The 15614-nt window shown below is 72.3% G+C and carries 14 protein-coding genes and 1 pseudogene; 6 read left to right on the forward strand and 9 right to left on the reverse strand.

Features of this window, described 5'->3' with window-relative positions; translation table 11 throughout:
- Positions 1 to 104: 104 nt before the first annotated feature.
- Positions 105 to 1166: a YihY/virulence factor BrkB family protein gene (locus ACZ7HQ_RS12180; protein WP_470987589.1), complete on the reverse strand. Its 1062-nt coding sequence runs from the start codon at positions 1164 to 1166 to the stop codon at positions 105 to 107.
- 95 nt (positions 1167 to 1261) lie between these two features.
- Here ACZ7HQ_RS12180 and ACZ7HQ_RS12185 point away from each other — a divergent pair, with 95 nt between their 5' ends.
- Positions 1262 to 1876 carry a YdeI/OmpD-associated family protein gene (locus ACZ7HQ_RS12185; protein ID WP_470987592.1) on the forward strand — a complete coding sequence of 205 codons (615 nt, stop codon included), beginning with the start codon at positions 1262 to 1264 and terminating at the stop codon, positions 1874 to 1876.
- Positions 1877 to 2162: 286 nt separating this feature from the next.
- Positions 2163 to 2648: pseudogene (locus ACZ7HQ_RS12190) on the forward strand (aldo/keto reductase); the annotation flags it as partial.
- 10 nt (positions 2649 to 2658) lie between these two features.
- Here the strand turns inward: ACZ7HQ_RS12190 and ACZ7HQ_RS12195 are convergent.
- A complete protein-coding gene (locus ACZ7HQ_RS12195) occupies positions 2659 to 2736 on the reverse strand; it encodes a 50S ribosomal protein bL37 (protein ID WP_373305753.1) in 78 nt (25 codons plus the stop codon).
- Positions 2737 to 2889: 153 nt separating this feature from the next.
- On the opposite strand from ACZ7HQ_RS12195, the gene ACZ7HQ_RS12200 reads away from it, so the two are divergent.
- The gene (locus tag ACZ7HQ_RS12200) at positions 2890 to 3360 is read left to right on the forward strand and encodes a GreA/GreB family elongation factor (protein ID WP_470987594.1); all 471 of its coding nucleotides are present in this window, start codon (positions 2890 to 2892) and stop codon (positions 3358 to 3360) included.
- A 113-nt stretch (positions 3361 to 3473) separates the two neighbouring features.
- Here the strand turns inward: ACZ7HQ_RS12200 and ACZ7HQ_RS12205 are convergent, their stop codons facing one another.
- Positions 3474 to 5972, reverse strand: coding sequence for an ATP-dependent Clp protease ATP-binding subunit (locus ACZ7HQ_RS12205; RefSeq protein WP_470987596.1), 2499 nt, complete (start codon positions 5970 to 5972; stop codon positions 3474 to 3476).
- A gap of 125 nt (positions 5973 to 6097) precedes the next feature.
- Positions 6098 to 7042 (reverse strand): Dyp-type peroxidase, encoded by a 945-nt coding sequence (locus ACZ7HQ_RS12210; RefSeq protein WP_470987598.1) that lies wholly within the window; start codon positions 7040 to 7042, stop codon positions 6098 to 6100.
- A gap of 370 nt (positions 7043 to 7412) precedes the next feature.
- Here ACZ7HQ_RS12210 and ACZ7HQ_RS12215 point away from each other — a divergent pair, with 370 nt between their 5' ends.
- On the forward strand, positions 7413 to 7784 hold the full coding sequence (locus tag ACZ7HQ_RS12215) for a thioesterase family protein (protein ID WP_470987600.1): 372 nt from the start codon (positions 7413 to 7415) through the stop codon (positions 7782 to 7784).
- Between the two features lie 18 nt (positions 7785 to 7802).
- Here the strand turns inward: ACZ7HQ_RS12215 and ACZ7HQ_RS12220 are convergent, their stop codons facing one another.
- The 3 genes from ACZ7HQ_RS12220 to ACZ7HQ_RS12230 all read right to left on the reverse strand — a co-directional run bounded on the left by ACZ7HQ_RS12220 (position 7803) and on the right by ACZ7HQ_RS12230 (position 10822).
- Positions 7803 to 8180: an NUDIX hydrolase gene (locus ACZ7HQ_RS12220; protein ID WP_470987602.1), complete on the reverse strand. Its 378-nt coding sequence runs from the start codon at positions 8178 to 8180 to the stop codon at positions 7803 to 7805.
- 102 nt (positions 8181 to 8282) lie between these two features.
- Positions 8283 to 9164 (reverse strand): diacylglycerol kinase family protein, encoded by an 882-nt coding sequence (locus ACZ7HQ_RS12225; RefSeq protein WP_470987605.1) that lies wholly within the window; start codon positions 9162 to 9164, stop codon positions 8283 to 8285.
- A gap of 65 nt (positions 9165 to 9229) precedes the next feature.
- Positions 9230 to 10822, reverse strand: coding sequence for an FAD-binding oxidoreductase (locus tag ACZ7HQ_RS12230; RefSeq protein ID WP_470987607.1), 1593 nt, complete (start codon positions 10820 to 10822; stop codon positions 9230 to 9232).
- Between the two features lie 112 nt (positions 10823 to 10934).
- On the opposite strand from ACZ7HQ_RS12230, the gene ACZ7HQ_RS12235 reads away from it, so the two are divergent.
- Positions 10935 to 11534: a TetR/AcrR family transcriptional regulator gene (locus tag ACZ7HQ_RS12235; protein WP_470987609.1), complete on the forward strand. Its 600-nt coding sequence runs from the start codon at positions 10935 to 10937 to the stop codon at positions 11532 to 11534.
- A complete protein-coding gene (locus ACZ7HQ_RS12240) occupies positions 11531 to 13114 on the forward strand; it encodes a glycerol-3-phosphate dehydrogenase/oxidase (RefSeq protein ID WP_470987611.1) in 1584 nt (527 codons plus the stop codon). The genes ACZ7HQ_RS12235 and ACZ7HQ_RS12240 overlap by 4 nt, the downstream gene beginning before the upstream one ends.
- Positions 13115 to 13296: 182 nt before the next feature.
- Here the strand turns inward: ACZ7HQ_RS12240 and ACZ7HQ_RS12245 are convergent, their stop codons facing one another.
- The gene (locus ACZ7HQ_RS12245) at positions 13297 to 14748 is read right to left on the reverse strand and encodes a WGR domain-containing protein (protein ID WP_470987613.1); all 1452 of its coding nucleotides are present in this window, start codon (positions 14746 to 14748) and stop codon (positions 13297 to 13299) included.
- Between the two features lie 136 nt (positions 14749 to 14884).
- A complete protein-coding gene (locus ACZ7HQ_RS12250; protein WP_470987616.1) occupies positions 14885 to 15535 on the reverse strand; it encodes a TetR family transcriptional regulator in 651 nt (216 codons plus the stop codon).
- Positions 15536 to 15614 lie beyond the last annotated feature (79 nt).

A 15614-nucleotide genomic window follows, 5' to 3' on the forward strand; every position in this document is an offset into this window, starting at 1 on the left:
ATGTTCGGCGCGTCTGGCGATCCATCATCGTACCGTCCGCCTCCCCCCCCCCTCTCCCCCCCCCCCCCCCCCCCCCCCCCCCCCCCCCCCCCCCCCCACCGGCCTCACGTCTCGTTCAGCCGGCGTACGTCCTCCTCGTCCCACTTCCTGGTGTCGCGAGGCTGCGTGTAGGGCTCGGCCTGGGGCGGATGCCCGCCGGCGACGGCCCGTTGCCGTACCGTCTCGGCGTCGAACTCGAGGCCCAGCAGGATCGCCAGGTTGCTGATCCACAGCCAGACCAGGAAGACGATGACGCCGGCCATGGTGCCGTAGGTCTTGTTGTAGGAGGCGAAGTTCCCGACGTAGAAGGCGAACCCGGCGGAGGCGATCATCCAGATCGCCAGGGCGAGGACGCTGCCGGGGGTGATCCACCGGAAGCCCTTGACCCTGGCGTTCGGCGTCGCCCAGTACAGGATGGCGATCATCACGGTGACCAGCAGGACCAGCACCGGCCACTTCGCGATCGACCACACCGTCAGTGCCATGTCGCCGACGCCCAGCGCCTGACCGGCGTGGCGGGCCAGGCCGCCGGTGAAGACGACGATCAGCGCGCTCGCCACGGCGAGGACCATCAGGACGGCCGTGACGCCGATCCGCACCGGCAGGATCTTCCACACCGGGCGGCCCTCCGGCATGTCGTAGACGGCGTTGGCGGCGCGGATGAAGGCGGCCACGTAGCCGGAGGCCGACCAGACGGCCAGGACGAGGCCGGCGACGGCCATCACGGAGCCAGTGCCGGCGCTGTTCTGCAGTTGCTCCACGGCCCTGGTGATGATGTCCCGGGCGGAGCCGGGAGCGAGGTGCCTGAGGTTGGCCAGCACCTTGTCGGTGGCCGACCTGCCGGCGATGCCCAGCAGTGACACGAGGACCAGCAGCGCCGGGAACAGGGCGAGGACGCCGTAGTACGTCAGGGCTGCGGCCCGGTCGGTCAGCTCGTCGTCCCGGAACTCGCGCAGGGAGCCCCTGAGCACGGCGCCCCATGCCCGCTTGGGGAGCTCGGCCGGTGTGTCGGGGGCTGCCCGCTCGATCTGCTGGTCCGGGCCGGCCTCCTCGGGCGCCGGTGCGCGCGGGGCCGGAGTCGGGTCGCCGCCGTGGTGGTGGTGCCGGGAAAGATGCAGCTTCGCCATGCCGCTCGGGTAACCCGGCCGCGCCGCCTCAAGCCCGGGGGTTCGCGGGGATCGGCCGTACCGTCCGATTGACCGCACCACCGGGGTGGGTTTGGATGTGGCGCATGTCGGGTGCAGCGCAGACGGACGGAGCACGGGACGCGGCCGATCCGGTCCTGGCCTTCGCCTCGCAGGAGGCGTGGGAGGAGTGGCTGGAGGAGCATCACGCCGGTGTACGGGGTGTCTGGCTGAAGATCCCGAAGAAGGACTCCGGGATCGCCGGCGTCGACTACGCGGGAGCACTGGAGTCGGCTCTGTGCTTCGGCTGGATCGACGGGCAGAAGAAGAAGCTGGACGAGCAGCACTGGCTGCAGCGCTTCACCCCGCGCCGGCAGGGCAGCAAGTGGTCGATGGTGAACAGGCGGAAGGCCACCGAGCTGACGGAGCGGGGCCGGATGCGACCGGCCGGCCTGCGGGAGGTGGAGAAGGCCAGGGCGGACGGCCGTTGGGACGCGGCGTACGCGAATCAGAGCGCGGCCACGGTGCCCGACGACCTCCAGGCCGCCCTCGCGGCCGCCCCGGAGGCGCGGGACTTCTTCGCCGTCCTCGACAGCCGCAACCGGTTCGCGATCCTCTACCGGATCCAGGACGCCAGGAAGCCGGCGACCCGGGCGGCGCGGATCGAGAAGTTCGTCGCCATGCTCGCCGCGCGGCAGAAGATCTATCCCTGAGCCGCGGCCACGCAGCGTGGCCGTCGGGCCTCAGGCACGCCGCGCCCGCGGTTTTCGCCCCGCGCCCGGGGGTCCACGAGCCCGGCAGGCTCGCCGATCTGCGCCGGCCGCGCCGCGCCCACCGGTGCTGCCGCTGATCAGCGTGTCGCCGGTCTGGGCCTTGGTCGCGGGTGCCCTGGGCTTCAGGTGCCCTGGGCTTCTACAGTCGCTGATCGAGCTGCGGCGGGTGGTGCGCGGCGGCGAGATGGGGGTCCCCACGCTCGGCCGAGGACCGCTTGGGCGAGGGTCGGAGTGGTCGCTGTTCAGCCGGGACGTGGAGCGCAGTGTGGTGGGCACCGCCGCCGAGCTGGGGGTCGCCTTCGTGCCGTACTCGCCGCTCGGCCGGGGCTTTCTGACCGGGTCGTTCTCCGACGCCGGCAAGGAACTGGCCGACGGTGACTTCCGGCAGCTGCTGCCCCGCTTCTCCGGCGACAACGCCAAGGCGAACGCGGCTCTCCTCGCCCCTCTGCACAAGATCGCGGCCGAGCACGGTGCGACCACGGCGCAGATCGCTCTGGCCTGGGTGCAGCAGCGGGCCGAGGTGCACGGTCTGACCGTCGTGCCGATCCCCGGGACCCGCAAGCGCAGCCGCCTGCTCGAGAACGCCGGGGCCACCCGGATAACGCTGAGCGCCGACGAGTTGGCCCTGCTGGAGCCGATCGCCAGCCAGGTGGCGGGCGACCGCTACGCGGACATGTCCCTCACCTCGGCGGCCAGGGAGTCGCAGGCATAGGGCCGGCGCGTCAGCACTGGGGGCGCTTCCCGTGATTGGCGGCGTGGCCGCGTCGCGACTTCTTCTTCCTGCGCCGCTTCGAGGACATGGGAACCTCCTGCTCGAAAGGAAGCCGATACATACGGACCATCCATGAATACGCTACCTCCGGACTGATCACCTCTCCACTCACCGCGCCCGTTGATACGATGCGAAAAATGCCCGACTCGCGCATATCCTCCCCTGGACCAGAGGAGCCGGAATGGCCGGTGACCCGAAGCCGATCAGCGCCACGGCCCGTCAGGCGCTGGAGCAGGAGCTCGCCGATCTGCGCGATGAGCGCCGGCTCGTCGCCGGAACGCTGCACGACAGTGCCGATGTGGGTGATCAGGCGGACCAGGCCGACGAGTTGCGGCGTGCCGCTCAGCTCGACCGGCTGGACCGCCGGATCGAGACCATCACGGAGCGGCTGCGCCAAGCGGAGCTGGCCGGGCCTCCCCCCACGGACGAGGTCGGCGTGGGAAGCACGGTCACGGTCCGCTTCACGGACGGCACGCAGGAGACGCTGCAGATCGGCGAGGCCGCCGAGGCCTTCGACCAGAACCTGGTCACCTCGGACAGCCCCCTCGGCCGCGCGCTGCTCGGACGCCGTGCCGGTGACTCGGTGCACTTCGACACACCGGACGGCCCGTCGAGCGCGGTGGTGGTGTCGATCGGAGACGGTCAGCCGTGACAGGCCGCAGGACCTGTCCGGCGGATCATGCGGGAGTCGCGGGGCATGGCACGCCCGCGCCGACACGACGCCGTTGCCCGGAGCCGGCCTGATCCGCCGCCGCCGGACACGACCTAGTCGCCGGAGCCGCTGCCCTTGCGCACCGTGCAGTGCAGTGAGTCGTGTTGTACGTCGGCGACGATGGTGTCTCCGGGGCCGGCCTCGCCGCTGAGCAGGAGGGTGGCGATGCGGTTGTCGAGTTCGGCCTGGATCGTGCGGCGCAGCGGCCGGGCACCGAACTCCGGCTGGTGACCGTGGGCGATGAGCAGCTTCTTGGCCGCCTCGGTGACCTCCAGCGTCATGCCCTGGGCGTGGACGCGGCGCTTGCTCTGGTCCAGCAGGTGGTCCACGATCTCGCCCAGGTCGTCCTCGGTCAGCCCGTGGAAGATGATGATGTCGTCGATCCGGTTGAGGAACTCCGGCAGGAACCTGCCCCGCAGATCCTCCATCAGCTCGTCCTTCAGCTCCGACACATCACCCTTGTGGTCCAGGATCCGGTGCGCGCCGATGTTGGACGTCATGATGATGACGCAGTGCCGGAAGTCGACGGTGCGGCCCTGGGCGTCGGTGAGCCGGCCGTCGTCCAGGATCTGCAGCAGCGTGTTGAAGACGTCCGGGTGCGCCTTCTCCACCTCGTCGAACAACACCACGCTGTAGGGCTGGCGGCGCACCTTCTCCGTCAGCTGGCCCGCCTCCTCGTACCCCACGTATCCGGGAGGGGCCCCGACGAGCCTGGCCACCGTGTGCTTCTCCTGGAACTCGCTCATGTCGAAGCGGATCATCCGGTCCTCGTCGCCGAACAGCAGCGCGGCGAGGGTCTTGGCGAGTTCGGTCTTGCCCACGCCCGTGGGACCGAGGAAGAGGAAGGAGCCCACCGGCCGGTTCGGGTCCCCCATGCCGGCGCGGTTGCGGCGCACCGCCTGGGACACGGCCGTGACCGCCTCGTCCTGGCCGACGATCCGGGCGTGCATCTCCTCCTCGAGCCTGAGCAGCTTCTCCCTCTCGCTCGCCGTCAGCTGGGAGACGGGGATGCCCGTGCGGCGCGAGATGACGTCGGCGATGTCCGCGGCCGTGACGGAGACGACGCCCTCCCGGCGTTCCTCGATGCCGGCGAGTTCGCCCTCCACCTCGGCGATCTCCCGCTTCAGCTCCGACGCCTTCTCGAAGTCCTCCACCGAGACGGCCTGTTCGAGCTCACGGCGGAGTTTGGCGATGCGGTCCTCGCGGCTGACGACCTCCGTGGAACGCCCCGCGCTGCGCAGCCGTACCCGCGCACCGGCCTGGTCCATCACATCGATGGCCTTGTCGGGGAGGAACCGGTCGGTGACATAGCGGTCGGACAGCTCCGCGGCCGCCGCCAACGCGGCGTCGTCGAACCGGACCTGGTGGTGCGCCTCGTAGGAGTCCCGCAGCCCCTCCAGGATCTGCACGGTCTCCTCCACGGTCGGCTCCGGCACCATCACCGGCTGGAAGCGGCGCTCCAACGCCGCGTCCTTCTCCACGTACTTGCGGTACTCGTCGATCGTGGTGGCCCCCACGACACGGAGTTCTCCGCGTGCGAGCGCGGGCTTGAGCATGTTGCCCGCGTCCATCGAGCCCTCGCCGGTCGCGCCGGCGCCGACGACGGTGTGCAACTCGTCGATGAACAGGATGATCTGGCCCTTGGCCGCCTGGACGTCCTCGATGACCTTCTTCAGCCGCTCCTCGAACTGTCCCCGGTACTGGGCCCCCGCCACCATCCCCGACAGATCGAGCGCGACGACCCTCTTGTCCTTCAGGGTGTCGGGCACCTCACCGGCCACGATCCGCTGCGCCAGCCCCTCCACGATCGCGGTCTTGCCCACGCCCGGCTCACCGATCAGCACCGGATTGTTCTTCGACCGCCGCGACAGGATCTCGATCGTCTGCTCGATCTCCTCGCCGCGCCCCACCACCGGATCCAGCTTCCCCGCCCTGGCCTCCTCCGTCAGGTCCCGGCCGAACTCGTCCAGTGTCGTCGCCGGCGCCTTCTTCCGTTCCGTGGGGAGTGCGTCGCTGCGGGCGGCCTGTTCGGTCAGGTCCGTGAGTTTCCTGGTGTCCATGCCCTCGGCGCGCAGCAGCTTGGCGGCTCCCGTGTCGCTGTCGCCCAGCAGGGCGCTGAGGATGTGCTCGGGGCCGATGTAGGACACGCCGGCCGCCTGGGAATGGGCGTAGGCGGCACCGAGCGTGCGCTTGGCCGCGGGGGTGAGGCCCGGCTGCGAGGACGGCTCGCCGGACTCCCGGGGGAGGATCTTGGCGATCTCGGCCGCGAGCGTGTCTGGTTCGACGCCGACCTGGGAAAGCAGCTTCCGGGACGGCTCGACCTTCGTGGCCGCCCACAACAGATGTTCCGTGTCGAGGTCGGACGTTCCGTCCTCGACCGCCCGCTGCGCGGCCAGGTTCAGCAGTTCCTGCGACGACTCCGTGAGCAGCCGGCCTATGGGCACACGCTGTACCGCGGGAGGCGACGACGCCGGCGACATCCCGAAGAATCGGCTGAACATTTCACTGAAGGGATCCGACGAACCGAACGGTGCACCGAACGACATCGACATGACAGCTCCTGGGCGCGGGGGCAAGCACTTCGGGGGGTCGTTGTTCCAGGGTCCGTAATCACTGAATCGCGCGGTGCACCGCACCGCAAACGGAAGGCGCGCCCTGCCGTTCCGGTAACGCTGAGTCACAGATCAGAGCCGTGCGGGGCGGCGGGGAGGTCGTCGAGAAAGGTGACCGTGGGTACGTGGAAGAGGCCGCCCGTGACCGGCACCGAGAAGTCGAGGATTCGGTCGTGCCGGGCCGGCTGCCGGCCGAGGAACATGTTCCTCAGCATTTCCTCCGTCACGTCCGGGGTACGGGCGTAACCGATGAAGTACGTGCCGAACTCTCCTGTGCCGATGTGACCGAACGGCATGTTTTCCCGTACGATCTTGCGTTCGTCACCGTTCTCGTCGGTGACGGTGGTGAGCGCCACGTGGGAATCGGCGGGCTTCACCTCGTCGGGAAGCTCGACGTTGGCCAGTTTGGTACGGCCGATGACCTTGTCCTGCTCGTCGGCCGGCAGGGCGTGCCAGGCCGCCATGTCGTGCAGGTACTTCTGCACGATCACATAGCTGCCTCCGGCGAAGTCCGCGTCCTCGTCGCCGATGAACACGGCGTCGTCCGCGAGCCTCCCCTCCGGGTTCTCGCTGCCGTCCACGAAACCGAGCAGATCGCGTTCGTCGAAGAACTTGAAACCATGCACCTCGTCGACCACGGTGGCCCCTCCCTCCAGCCGCTCGCCCAGCAGCCGGGCCAGTTCGAAGCAGAGGTCCATACGCTGGGAACGGACGTGGAAGAGGAGGTCGCCAGGGGTGCCGAGGGCTCGATGGCGTGGGCCCTCCAGGTCCACGAAGGGATGCAGTGCGCGGGGGCGCGGCCCGCTGAACAGGCGGTCCCATGCGTCGGATCCGATGCCGACGACACAGCTGAGTTGCTGGGCGGGCGCGCGGAAGGCCACCGAGCGGCGCAGGCCCGAGACGTCCTCGAGCAGGTCGCGGACGGTTTCCTCGCCGCCCGGCACGATCGTCGCGACGAGGAACACGGCCGCCCTGGCCGGCGGGACGACGACGGGCTGCGGTTCGGCCACGGGAGTCCGCCTCCTCATGAGGTCCTTGGAAACCCAGTCGTTCCAGCATGCCGCCGGCCCGCCGACCCGGCAGGTCGTACGCGGGCCTTCGGCTGCCGGACGCAGGGGTGACGTGCCTCCGGCAGCGCACCGGACCCCTTCACGGCCGCCCTGAGCCGCGGAGCCGTCGTGCTGCGCGCCCGGCCCGCCGGCGCCGGGGCCTGTCCGGCGGATCAGGCCGGAGGCGCCGGTGAGCGGGGGGCCGGCGTGGAGCCGCAAGGCGGATGAGGGCGTCCCGCGGAGCGTCGGCAACCGACGACAACGCGGTAGATGTGCGTGCCGGACCCCGCGTCTGCGAGAGGATCCGCCAGGCAGGCCCTAGCGTGGTGGTATGCGCCACGAGGTGACCGAGGCCGACACGGCGGTGACGGTGGGCAGCGGTGATGTGCCGGTGCTGGCGACCCCGCGGCTGATCGCGTGGATGGAGGCGGCCACCGTGCGGGCGGCCGCCCCCTTCACCGGGTCCGGCCAGACCACCGTCGGCACGGAGGTGCGGGTCCGGCATCTGCGGGCCACACCGGTCGGCGGCCGGGTGGAGGTGAGCGCCGAGCCCGCCGCCTGCGTGGCGGGCCGGCGGCTCACGTTCGCGGTGCGCGCCGTCGACGGCTCGGGCCGGGAGGTCGCGACGGGTGAGATCGACCGGGCGATCGTCGACCGGAAACGGTTTCTGGCGCGCACGACGGACCCGGCGGCGGATCGCTGACCGCAGGCCCGGCAGGTCTCACACGGGGGTGTGTCCCCGCAGGTACTCGCGTACGGCCGGCGGCAGCGCGGTGCCGACGGCCTCGGGGATCGGTGCCCACCACACGCGCTCCGGTGCCAGGGCGGCTCCGTCCGACGGGGACTCGCTCAACAGCTGGCACACCACCGCCGACGCCCCGTCCGCGGGAGCCGTGTCGTGCGGGGCCAGTGACTCGGTGCCGTCGACGAGGTAGCCGGTGAGTTCGTAGACGACGCGCGCCGCGGTGGCCTCCGCCGACTCGGCCGGTTGGGGGCTGCCCGACGGCAGCGTCCATCCGCCGCCGTCCTGCACCAGCAGCAGCCGTCCGTCGTACAGGACGACCGCCTGCACCACGCCCTCGGCAGGCTCCAGCCTCATGACCGACCACCCTCCGCCCGGCGCGCCCGGCCGGACCCCCCTCCCCTACCCAGGTCCGGCCGCTCGTGCACCGACGCCGTGTCATCTCCCGTGAGCGGGTGGTCAGTACAGCACCGGGAGGTCGGCGGGCCGGACCCGCACCGTGACGGGCAGTGTGGCGTCGACCTCCCCGTCCGCACCGTAGGGGACGGGCCGGTTCGCCTCGATGCGCAGTTCCCTGCCGCGCAGGACGCGCACCTCGGGGCGGTGGATGTGGCCGCCCGTCCTCAACTCGTTCATGAGGGCGAAGAAGAGCCTGCGTGGTGCCTCGCGGATCATCACCACGTCCAGCAGTCCGTCGTCGACGCGCGCGTCGGGGGCGATGAGCCGACCGGAGCCGTAGTAAGGGGAGTTGGCGGCGACGACCGTGTAGCCGCGGTGGGTGTGTTCCTCGCCGTCGACGGTGACACGGTAGTCGGCCGCCCGCCAGGTGGTGACGGCGCGCAGGCCGCCCGCGTAGTAGGAGGCGGCGCCGCGCAGCAGCCGGGCGTGGTTGGCGTGCCGGTTGGCCACGGCGTCCACGCCGGCGTAGACGCTGCCCAGCACCACGGTGCGCGGATGCACGGCCGACTCGACCTCGACGGTGTCGACGGGTCGTGGCTCGGCGTGCAGCAGGATGTCGGCGAGTGCGGCGGGGTCGGCGGGCAGCTTCAGGGCGCGGGCGAAGTCGTTGCCGCGTCCCGCGGGTACCAGGCCCAGGACGGTTCCGGTGCCGCTCAGCGCGCCGCCGATGCCGCCGGCGATCCCGTCGCCGCCCACGGCCAGCACGATTCGGCCGCGCTCGCCGACGCGGCGTGCGATGTCCTGGGCGTGGGCGAGGCTGTGACTGTACTCCGTTTCCAGCTCGGCTCCCGCCTCGCGCAGCAGCCGGGCCAGGTGCAGCAGTGTCGCCGCCCCGGTGGAGCCGCCCGCGGTGGGATTGACGACGGCGGTGAACTGTCGCATCGGTGTGCCTCCGAAGCAGGCGGATCTGGTGGGTCGGCCGGACCTGGTGGATGAGTCGTGTGGGGTCAGTCGGTGGGGAGCAGGACGCCGGGGTTGAGCAGGCCCTCGGGGTCCAGGCGGCGTTTCACGGCGCGCAGGGCCGAGATGCCGAGCGGTCCGGCCTCGCGGACGTACCAGTCGCGGTGGTCGGTGCCGACCCCGTGGTGGTGGGAGATGGTGCCGCCGGCGGTCAGGACGGCTTCGTTGGCCGCATGTTTGGCGGGCGTCCAGTGGGCCACCGGGTCCTCGCCCTGGGCGCTGACGACCGTGAAGTACAGGGAGGCGCCGTTCTCGTAGACATGGGAGATGTGACACATGACCAAGGGCGGGGTGCCGGCCTCGGTGAGGGTGTCGGTGAGCGCGGTGCGGACGGCCGTGTAGAGGTCGGGGATCCGGGACCAGAAGGCCGCGGTCTCCAGGGTCTCGGCGAAGGCGCCGACGTCGAGGAGGGCGTCGCGGAGGTACGGTGCCGAGAAGCGTCCGTGGGCCCAGCGTTCGCCCGGTTCTGCTCCGACAAGGGTGCCGCCGCAGGCGGTGAGGACGGCCGCCGCCTGCTCCCGGCGCAGCGCGGTGTCCTCGGCCGTGCCCTCGTAGCCGGTGATGGCGAGGCAGCCGGCCGTGCTCTGCCCCAGGTGGCCGCCGATGGCGTCCGGCTGGGCCAGGCCGATGAGGGTCTCGGTCTCGTCGGACAGCCGCAGCACGGTGGGCCGGGGCCCGTCCTGGGCGAGTCTGCGCAGCGCGGCGGCGCCCTCCTGGAACGAGGCGAACCGCCAGCCCTCGTAGATCCGTTCCTGCGGCAGCGGGCGGATCCGTACGGTCACGGAGGTGATGACGCCGAAGGCGCCCTCGGAGCCGAGAACGAGCTGGCGCAGGTCGGGTCCGGCGGCCGAGCGCGGGGCGCGGCCCGTCTCGAGCGTTCCCTCGGGTGTGGCGAGGGTCAGACCGAGGACCATTTCGTCGAAGCGGCCGTAGCCGGCGGAGGCCTGGCCGCTGGAGCGGGCCGCGGCGAAGCCGCCGATGGTGGCCCATTCGAAGGACTGCGGGAAGTGGCCGAGGGTGAAGCCGTGTTCGGCGAGCAGGGCTTCGGCCTCGGGTGCGCGCAGACCGGGCTGGAGCACGGCGGTGCGCGAGACGGGGTCCAGGTCGAGCAGGCCGCTCATGCGGCGCAGGTCCAGGGCGATGAACGCGCTGCGCTGGGGGGCGAGTCCGCCGACGACCGAGGTGCCGCCGCCGAAGGGGACGACGGCGAGGCCGTGCACGGCGCATGCGCGCAGCACGGCGAGGACCTCGTCGTGGGACGCGGGCAGGACCACGGCCTGCGGAACGTCCGAGAAGTCCCCGGCGCGGACGCGGAGCAGGTCGGGCGTGGACTTGCCGCGGGTGTGGCGGATGCGGCTCTCGCTGTCGGTGCGGACGTGGACGTCACCGCCGACGGCTTCGGCGAGTTCCTTGAGGGCGGCCGTGCCGGCCGTGGTGGCGGGCAGGCGGATGTCCTCCAGGGTCAGGGCGGCGGTGGTGCGGGGCTTGACGCCGAGCAGGTCGCGCAGCAGTCCGGTCACCGAGTCGGGCAGCGGTGCCGCCTTGGCCGGGTCGCCCCAGCCGTTCCACAGCATGTCCATTGAACGGTCGTCCTCACAGGTCGGTGTGCTCGGTTCACGCGACGGCCCCGCGGCCGCCCCCGGAGCGACGGTGTGCTGCTCGTGTCCGGCCCGGGGCGTTACACTGTGACACATGACGCCTATTCGTCACAACGGTTCGGACAACGATCAGGTGCTCGACGCGGTGCGCGACTGTGTGCTGGCCGTCGGAGTCCGCCGCACCACCCTCGCCGACGTGGCCCGCCGCGCCGGCGTGTCGCGGATGACCCTGTACCGGCGCTGGCCGGACCTGCGCACGCTGGTGGGCGATCTGATGACCCGTGAGTGGATCGACGTGGCCACCCGGGCGATCCCCGAGCCCGCGGCCGGCACGGACACCCGCACCCGGATCGTGGACGGGCTGGTCGCCGGGGTCGAGGCGTTCCGGGCACACCCTCTCTTCCGCAAGATCGTCGACGTCGATCCGGAACTGCTGCTGCCGTATGTGCTCGACCGGCGCGGAGCCAGCCAGCAGGCGCTGCTGGGGCTGCTGGCCGACGCGGTGCGCGCGGGTCACGCGGACGGTTCGGTACGGGCCGGTCATGTCGAACGGCAGTCACGTGCCCTGCTGTTGACCGTGCAGTCCTTCACCCTGTCCCTGCGCACGATGACCGACGAGGACGATCCGGAGCTGGACTCCGCCGCCTTCCTCACCGAGCTGCGCACCCTCCTGGAGAGGACCCTCACGCCATGACCCACACCACGGCCGACTCCGGCTCGTCCCTCAGCGCCCACCGCCGCCGTCGGGAACTGGCCGAGGCCACGGACGGCAGGGTCGCCGACGTCCTGGTCGTCGGCCTCGGCGCCACAGGGGCCGGAGCCGCACTGGACGCGGCGGCCCGCGGGCTGGACGTGGTCGCGGTGGACGCCCACGACCTGGCCTTCGGCACCTCCCGCTGGAGCTCGAAGCTGATCCACGGCGGACTGCGCTACCTGGCCTCCGCGCAGTTCGACGTCGCGCACGAGAGCGCGGTCGAACGCGGGGTGCTGATGACCCGGACGGCTCCGCACCTGGTGTCCGCCCAGCCGTTCGTCCTGCCGCTGACCCCGCTGGTGTCCAAGTCCCAGGCCTCGCTGGCCTGGGCCGGGTTCCGGGCCGGGGACGTGCTGCGGCTGGCCGCCCGGACCCCGCGCCAGGTGCTGCCCGCGCCCCGCCGGCTGTCGGCGACGGAGGCCCGGCACCTGGCGCCGTCGGTGCGCGCGGCCGGACTGCGCGGCGGACTGCTGTCCTGGGACGGCAAGGTGACCGACGACGCCCGGCTGGTCACCGCGCTGGCCAGGACCGCCGCCGCGCACGGCGCACGGGTGCTGACCCGGGTCAGGGTGCTGGAGCTGACCGGCACCGGCGCCCGCATCCGTGACGAACTCACCGGCGAGGAGGGCGAGATCAGGGCCCGCGCCGTCATCAACGCGGCCGGGGTGTGGGCGGGAGAACTCGTCGAGGGCATCGGGATCCGGCCGTCCCGCGGCACCCACCTGGTCCTGCGCTCGGAGCGGCTCGGCGCCCTGCCGGCCGGTCTGCACATCCCGATCCCCGGCGAGACCAACCGCTTCGTCCTGGTCCTTCCGCAGGGTGACGGCCGGGTGTACGTCGGCCTGACCGACGAGCCGGTCGAGGGCGGGATCCCGGACGTCCCGGACGTGCCCGAGACGGACATCGGCTTCCTGCTGGACGTGCTCGGATCGGCCCTGGACGCGCCGGTGGCCCGGGAAGAGGTCGTCGGCGCCTTCGCCGGACTGCGCCCCTTGCTGGACATGTCCGGGCACGACGGCCGCGCCGGCGCACCGGCCCGCACCTCCGACATCTCCCGCCGGCACGCGGTGCTGACGTCGCCCGACGGCGTCACGACGATCGTCGGCGGCAAGCTCACCACCTACCGGCGGATGGCCCAGGACGCCGTGGACGCCGCGACCGCGGCCCGGGGCCTTCCCGCCGCCGCCTCCCCCACCGCCGCGCTGCCGCTGGTCGGCGCCGCCGCACCCGCCCGGCTGCGCGCCCTGTCGGCACCCCCGCGCCTGGTCCGCCGTTACGGCGCCGAGGCCGAGGCCGTCCACGCCCTCGCGGCACAGGACCCCACCCTGGCCGAGCCGGTGCTGCCGGGCCATCCCGTCACCCGAGCGGAACTGCTGTGGGCGGTCCTGCACGAGGGCGCGCTGGACGAGTCGGATCTCCTGGACCGCCGTACCCGCATCGGTCTGGTGCCCGCAGACCGGGCCGAGGCGCTTGCCGTGGCGCGGGAGGTGCTGGCGGAGGCGGGAGCGGCGCTGCGCTGAGGGGCACGCCCGGATGGCCCGGGTGACGCCGGCGCCTCGCCGCGGCGGGCATCGCCGGCTGCGGCAGCCGGAGTATGTCTCCGAGGCGGCCGGCCGGGCAGTGGGCCCGCCGGGCAGGCGGGGGAAGCGCCCCTGCGCACCCGGCGCGGCCCCCGAGGCGGAGCGGCAAGGGAGCGGGAGTCTCAGAGCAGGCGGCGGATGTCGCCGCGGACGCGGTAGAAGCCGCCTGCCGCCGGGTGCAGGGCGTCCACGACGTAGCGGGCGCCGGGCTGGCGTATCGCGCGCGGGAACTGGACGTTCCAGGAGGTTTCGTAGCCCTCGGACACCACGTGCACCCGCAGCCGGCCGCCGTCCTGCACGCACTCGACCACGACGGCCCCGGCCGGGGCCTGGGCGACGGTGGCCACCGCGGCCACGGCGGTGGCGGGTGCGTAGGTCGGCAGGGCGGCGGCGAGTTTGACGTCCCGCGCCACCGGCACCGAGCCCTGCTGGGCCGCGCTGATGGCCGTCTCGCTCGCGTCCACGCACACCAGCGAACCGTCGGTGGTCACCAGGTACAGCCGCTCGTCGCGGTACTGCATCGACAGCGCCGAGCCGCCGCCCGTGCCGAGCTTCCACAGACGCGTGCCGTCCTGGTCGAAGCAGTAGACGGACGACGCGGCGTCCCCGGCGAAGACGAACCGGCCGCCCGGCGAGGTGGCGCACGAGTAGACCGCGCTGTCGCAGCGGTACGTCGCCTCGATCGCGCCGGTCGCCTTCGCCAGCCGCTGCACCACGTGGTGTCCCGTGCCCGCGTACACGGCGTCGTCCTCCTGCCAGCCGAACAGCACGCTGCCGCTGGTGCCCGTGTGCCACAACTCGCGGCCGCCGTCGGGCGCGTAGGCGGTGACGCCCCTGTGGTGGCCGTGGTAGACGGCCTGGTCGTCGGCGCGGACCATCCAGGCGTGTTCGCCCTGGCTGCGGCGGGCCCACTGGTGTTCGTCCTCGTGGTCGATGACGGTGAGCCGGCCGGCGCGGTCCGAGACGTTCAGGACGCCCTCGTGGATGTCCAGCCAGAAGATGTCGACGTCGGCGGCGATGTCGTAGGCGGCGAAGGGCAGTTTGGAGGAGAGGTCGTAGACCTTGCCGTCGTCGCAGCCCGCGTAAATCCAGAAGTCGTCGGCGACCAGGCACTTCACTCCGTCCGGCAGGCTGAACCGGGAGAGGACGGAGCCGTCGTGGCCCAGGGTGTAGACATCGCCGGCCTGATTGCCCACCCAGCAGTGCTCGTCGTCGACATGGATGCCGAAGGCGGCGGAGCCGGTGCGGAAGCGCCACAGCACGGGTGCCACCGCACGCGCGGTGGACGGGGCCGAGCTGACCTGACGCCGGGTCACCGCGCGCGGAGCCCGCTGCCCCTGGACGGCCGGCGCATAGCCCTTGCGGACCTTCTCGCCCACCTTCTTCGCGGCTGCCGCCTTGGCCTTCTCGGCGGTCGGGAAGGTCGTCGTCTGGGTCTGCCCCGCGGCGCCGATCCTTCCGTACCGCACCGTCACCACCTGGCCGTCGACCGTCACCTCGTAGAGCTTGTGGGCGCCGTCGCCCTCCTGCGACAGCTCCAGATACGTCGTCGACACCGCGGACGCCGTGGTCATGGCAGACCCCTCCCCAGGGCGGACCCGCGGCCGTTCCGGCAGGTCCTCACTGATCAAACCGTAGGGGCGACCACTGACAACGGGCCGCCGTCGCCGGGCCGCACGGCCCCCGGTCCACCCGGCAGGCGCCCGCCGGCTAACCCTGGCTGTCGCCGTCCGGCGCCAAGGCGCCCATTCCGCCGACCAGTTGACGCAGGCAGTGGACCGCCAGGGCGGCCGGTGCGGACTCGCCCGTGACCCCGGCCTCCGTGTCGGCCCAGGTCTCCAGCGCGATCCGGATCGCGTCCGTGGCCGCCGCCGCCACGAGGCGTACCTGCACCGCCTCGAGACGTCCGTCCGCGAGGCGGGCGACGACCGGCACCAGCCGTTCCTCCGACTCCTGGTTGACGCGGTACCACACCGCGCGCAGCGCGGCGTCGTCGGCCGCCGCCCGCAGCAGCCCTCGGGTCCGCAGCAGCGCCCGGGCGGCCTCCCGGTCGGGTGCCGTCAACGACTGCTCCACCGCCCTCTCCAGCGCCCGGGACAGGTCCGTGCCCGGCTCCGCCGTCTCCAGCAGCGCCCGCCACCGGTCGGCCCCATCGGCGAGCAGCGGACTCACCGCGTCCTGCTTCGAGCGGAAGTAGCGGTAGAAGGTCCGCAGCGCGACACCCGCGTGCCGGGCGATCTCCTCGGCCGTGGTCGCGTGCGGTCCCCTCGCGGCGAACAGCTCCGCCGCCGCGTGCGCGATCTCGAGCTGTGTGGCGGCCTTGCGGCGCTCGGTCAAGGAGGAGGGCGGCTTGGTGCTCACCCCAGAAAGAGTACGGCCCCGACGAGGTGCGTGACACATGTTGCCGTGATGGCAAGATGTGCCACCCAGGCGTAACGTG

Source organism: Streptomyces sp. NPDC037290 (assembly GCF_055603245.1).

Bases quoted from the DNA above. Each gene is read 5' to 3' on its own strand.
- ACZ7HQ_RS12240 (WP_470987611.1), top strand. From the start codon at position 11,531: ATGACCCACACCACGGCCGACTCCGGCTCGTCCCTCAGCGCCCACCGC.
- ACZ7HQ_RS12225 (WP_470987605.1), bottom strand. From the start codon at position 9,164: ATGCGACAGTTCACCGCCGTCGTCAATCCCACCGCGGGCGGCTCCACC.
- ACZ7HQ_RS12215 (WP_470987600.1), top strand. From the start codon at position 7,413: ATGCGCCACGAGGTGACCGAGGCCGACACGGCGGTGACGGTGGGCAGC.
- ACZ7HQ_RS12220 (WP_470987602.1), bottom strand. From the start codon at position 8,180: ATGAGGCTGGAGCCTGCCGAGGGCGTGGTGCAGGCGGTCGTCCTGTAC.
- ACZ7HQ_RS12205 (WP_470987596.1), bottom strand. From the start codon at position 5,972: ATGTCGATGTCGTTCGGTGCACCGTTCGGTTCGTCGGATCCCTTCAGT.
- ACZ7HQ_RS12200 (WP_470987594.1), top strand. From the start codon at position 2,890: ATGGCCGGTGACCCGAAGCCGATCAGCGCCACGGCCCGTCAGGCGCTG.
- ACZ7HQ_RS12180 (WP_470987589.1), bottom strand. From the start codon at position 1,166: ATGGCGAAGCTGCATCTTTCCCGGCACCACCACCACGGCGGCGACCCG.
- ACZ7HQ_RS12185 (WP_470987592.1), top strand. From the start codon at position 1,262: ATGTGGCGCATGTCGGGTGCAGCGCAGACGGACGGAGCACGGGACGCG.
- ACZ7HQ_RS12235 (WP_470987609.1), top strand. From the start codon at position 10,935: ATGACGCCTATTCGTCACAACGGTTCGGACAACGATCAGGTGCTCGAC.
- ACZ7HQ_RS12245 (WP_470987613.1), bottom strand. From the start codon at position 14,748: ATGACCACGGCGTCCGCGGTGTCGACGACGTATCTGGAGCTGTCGCAG.
- ACZ7HQ_RS12230 (WP_470987607.1), bottom strand. From the start codon at position 10,822: ATGGACATGCTGTGGAACGGCTGGGGCGACCCGGCCAAGGCGGCACCG.
- ACZ7HQ_RS12195 (WP_373305753.1), bottom strand. From the start codon at position 2,736: ATGTCCTCGAAGCGGCGCAGGAAGAAGAAGTCGCGACGCGGCCACGCC.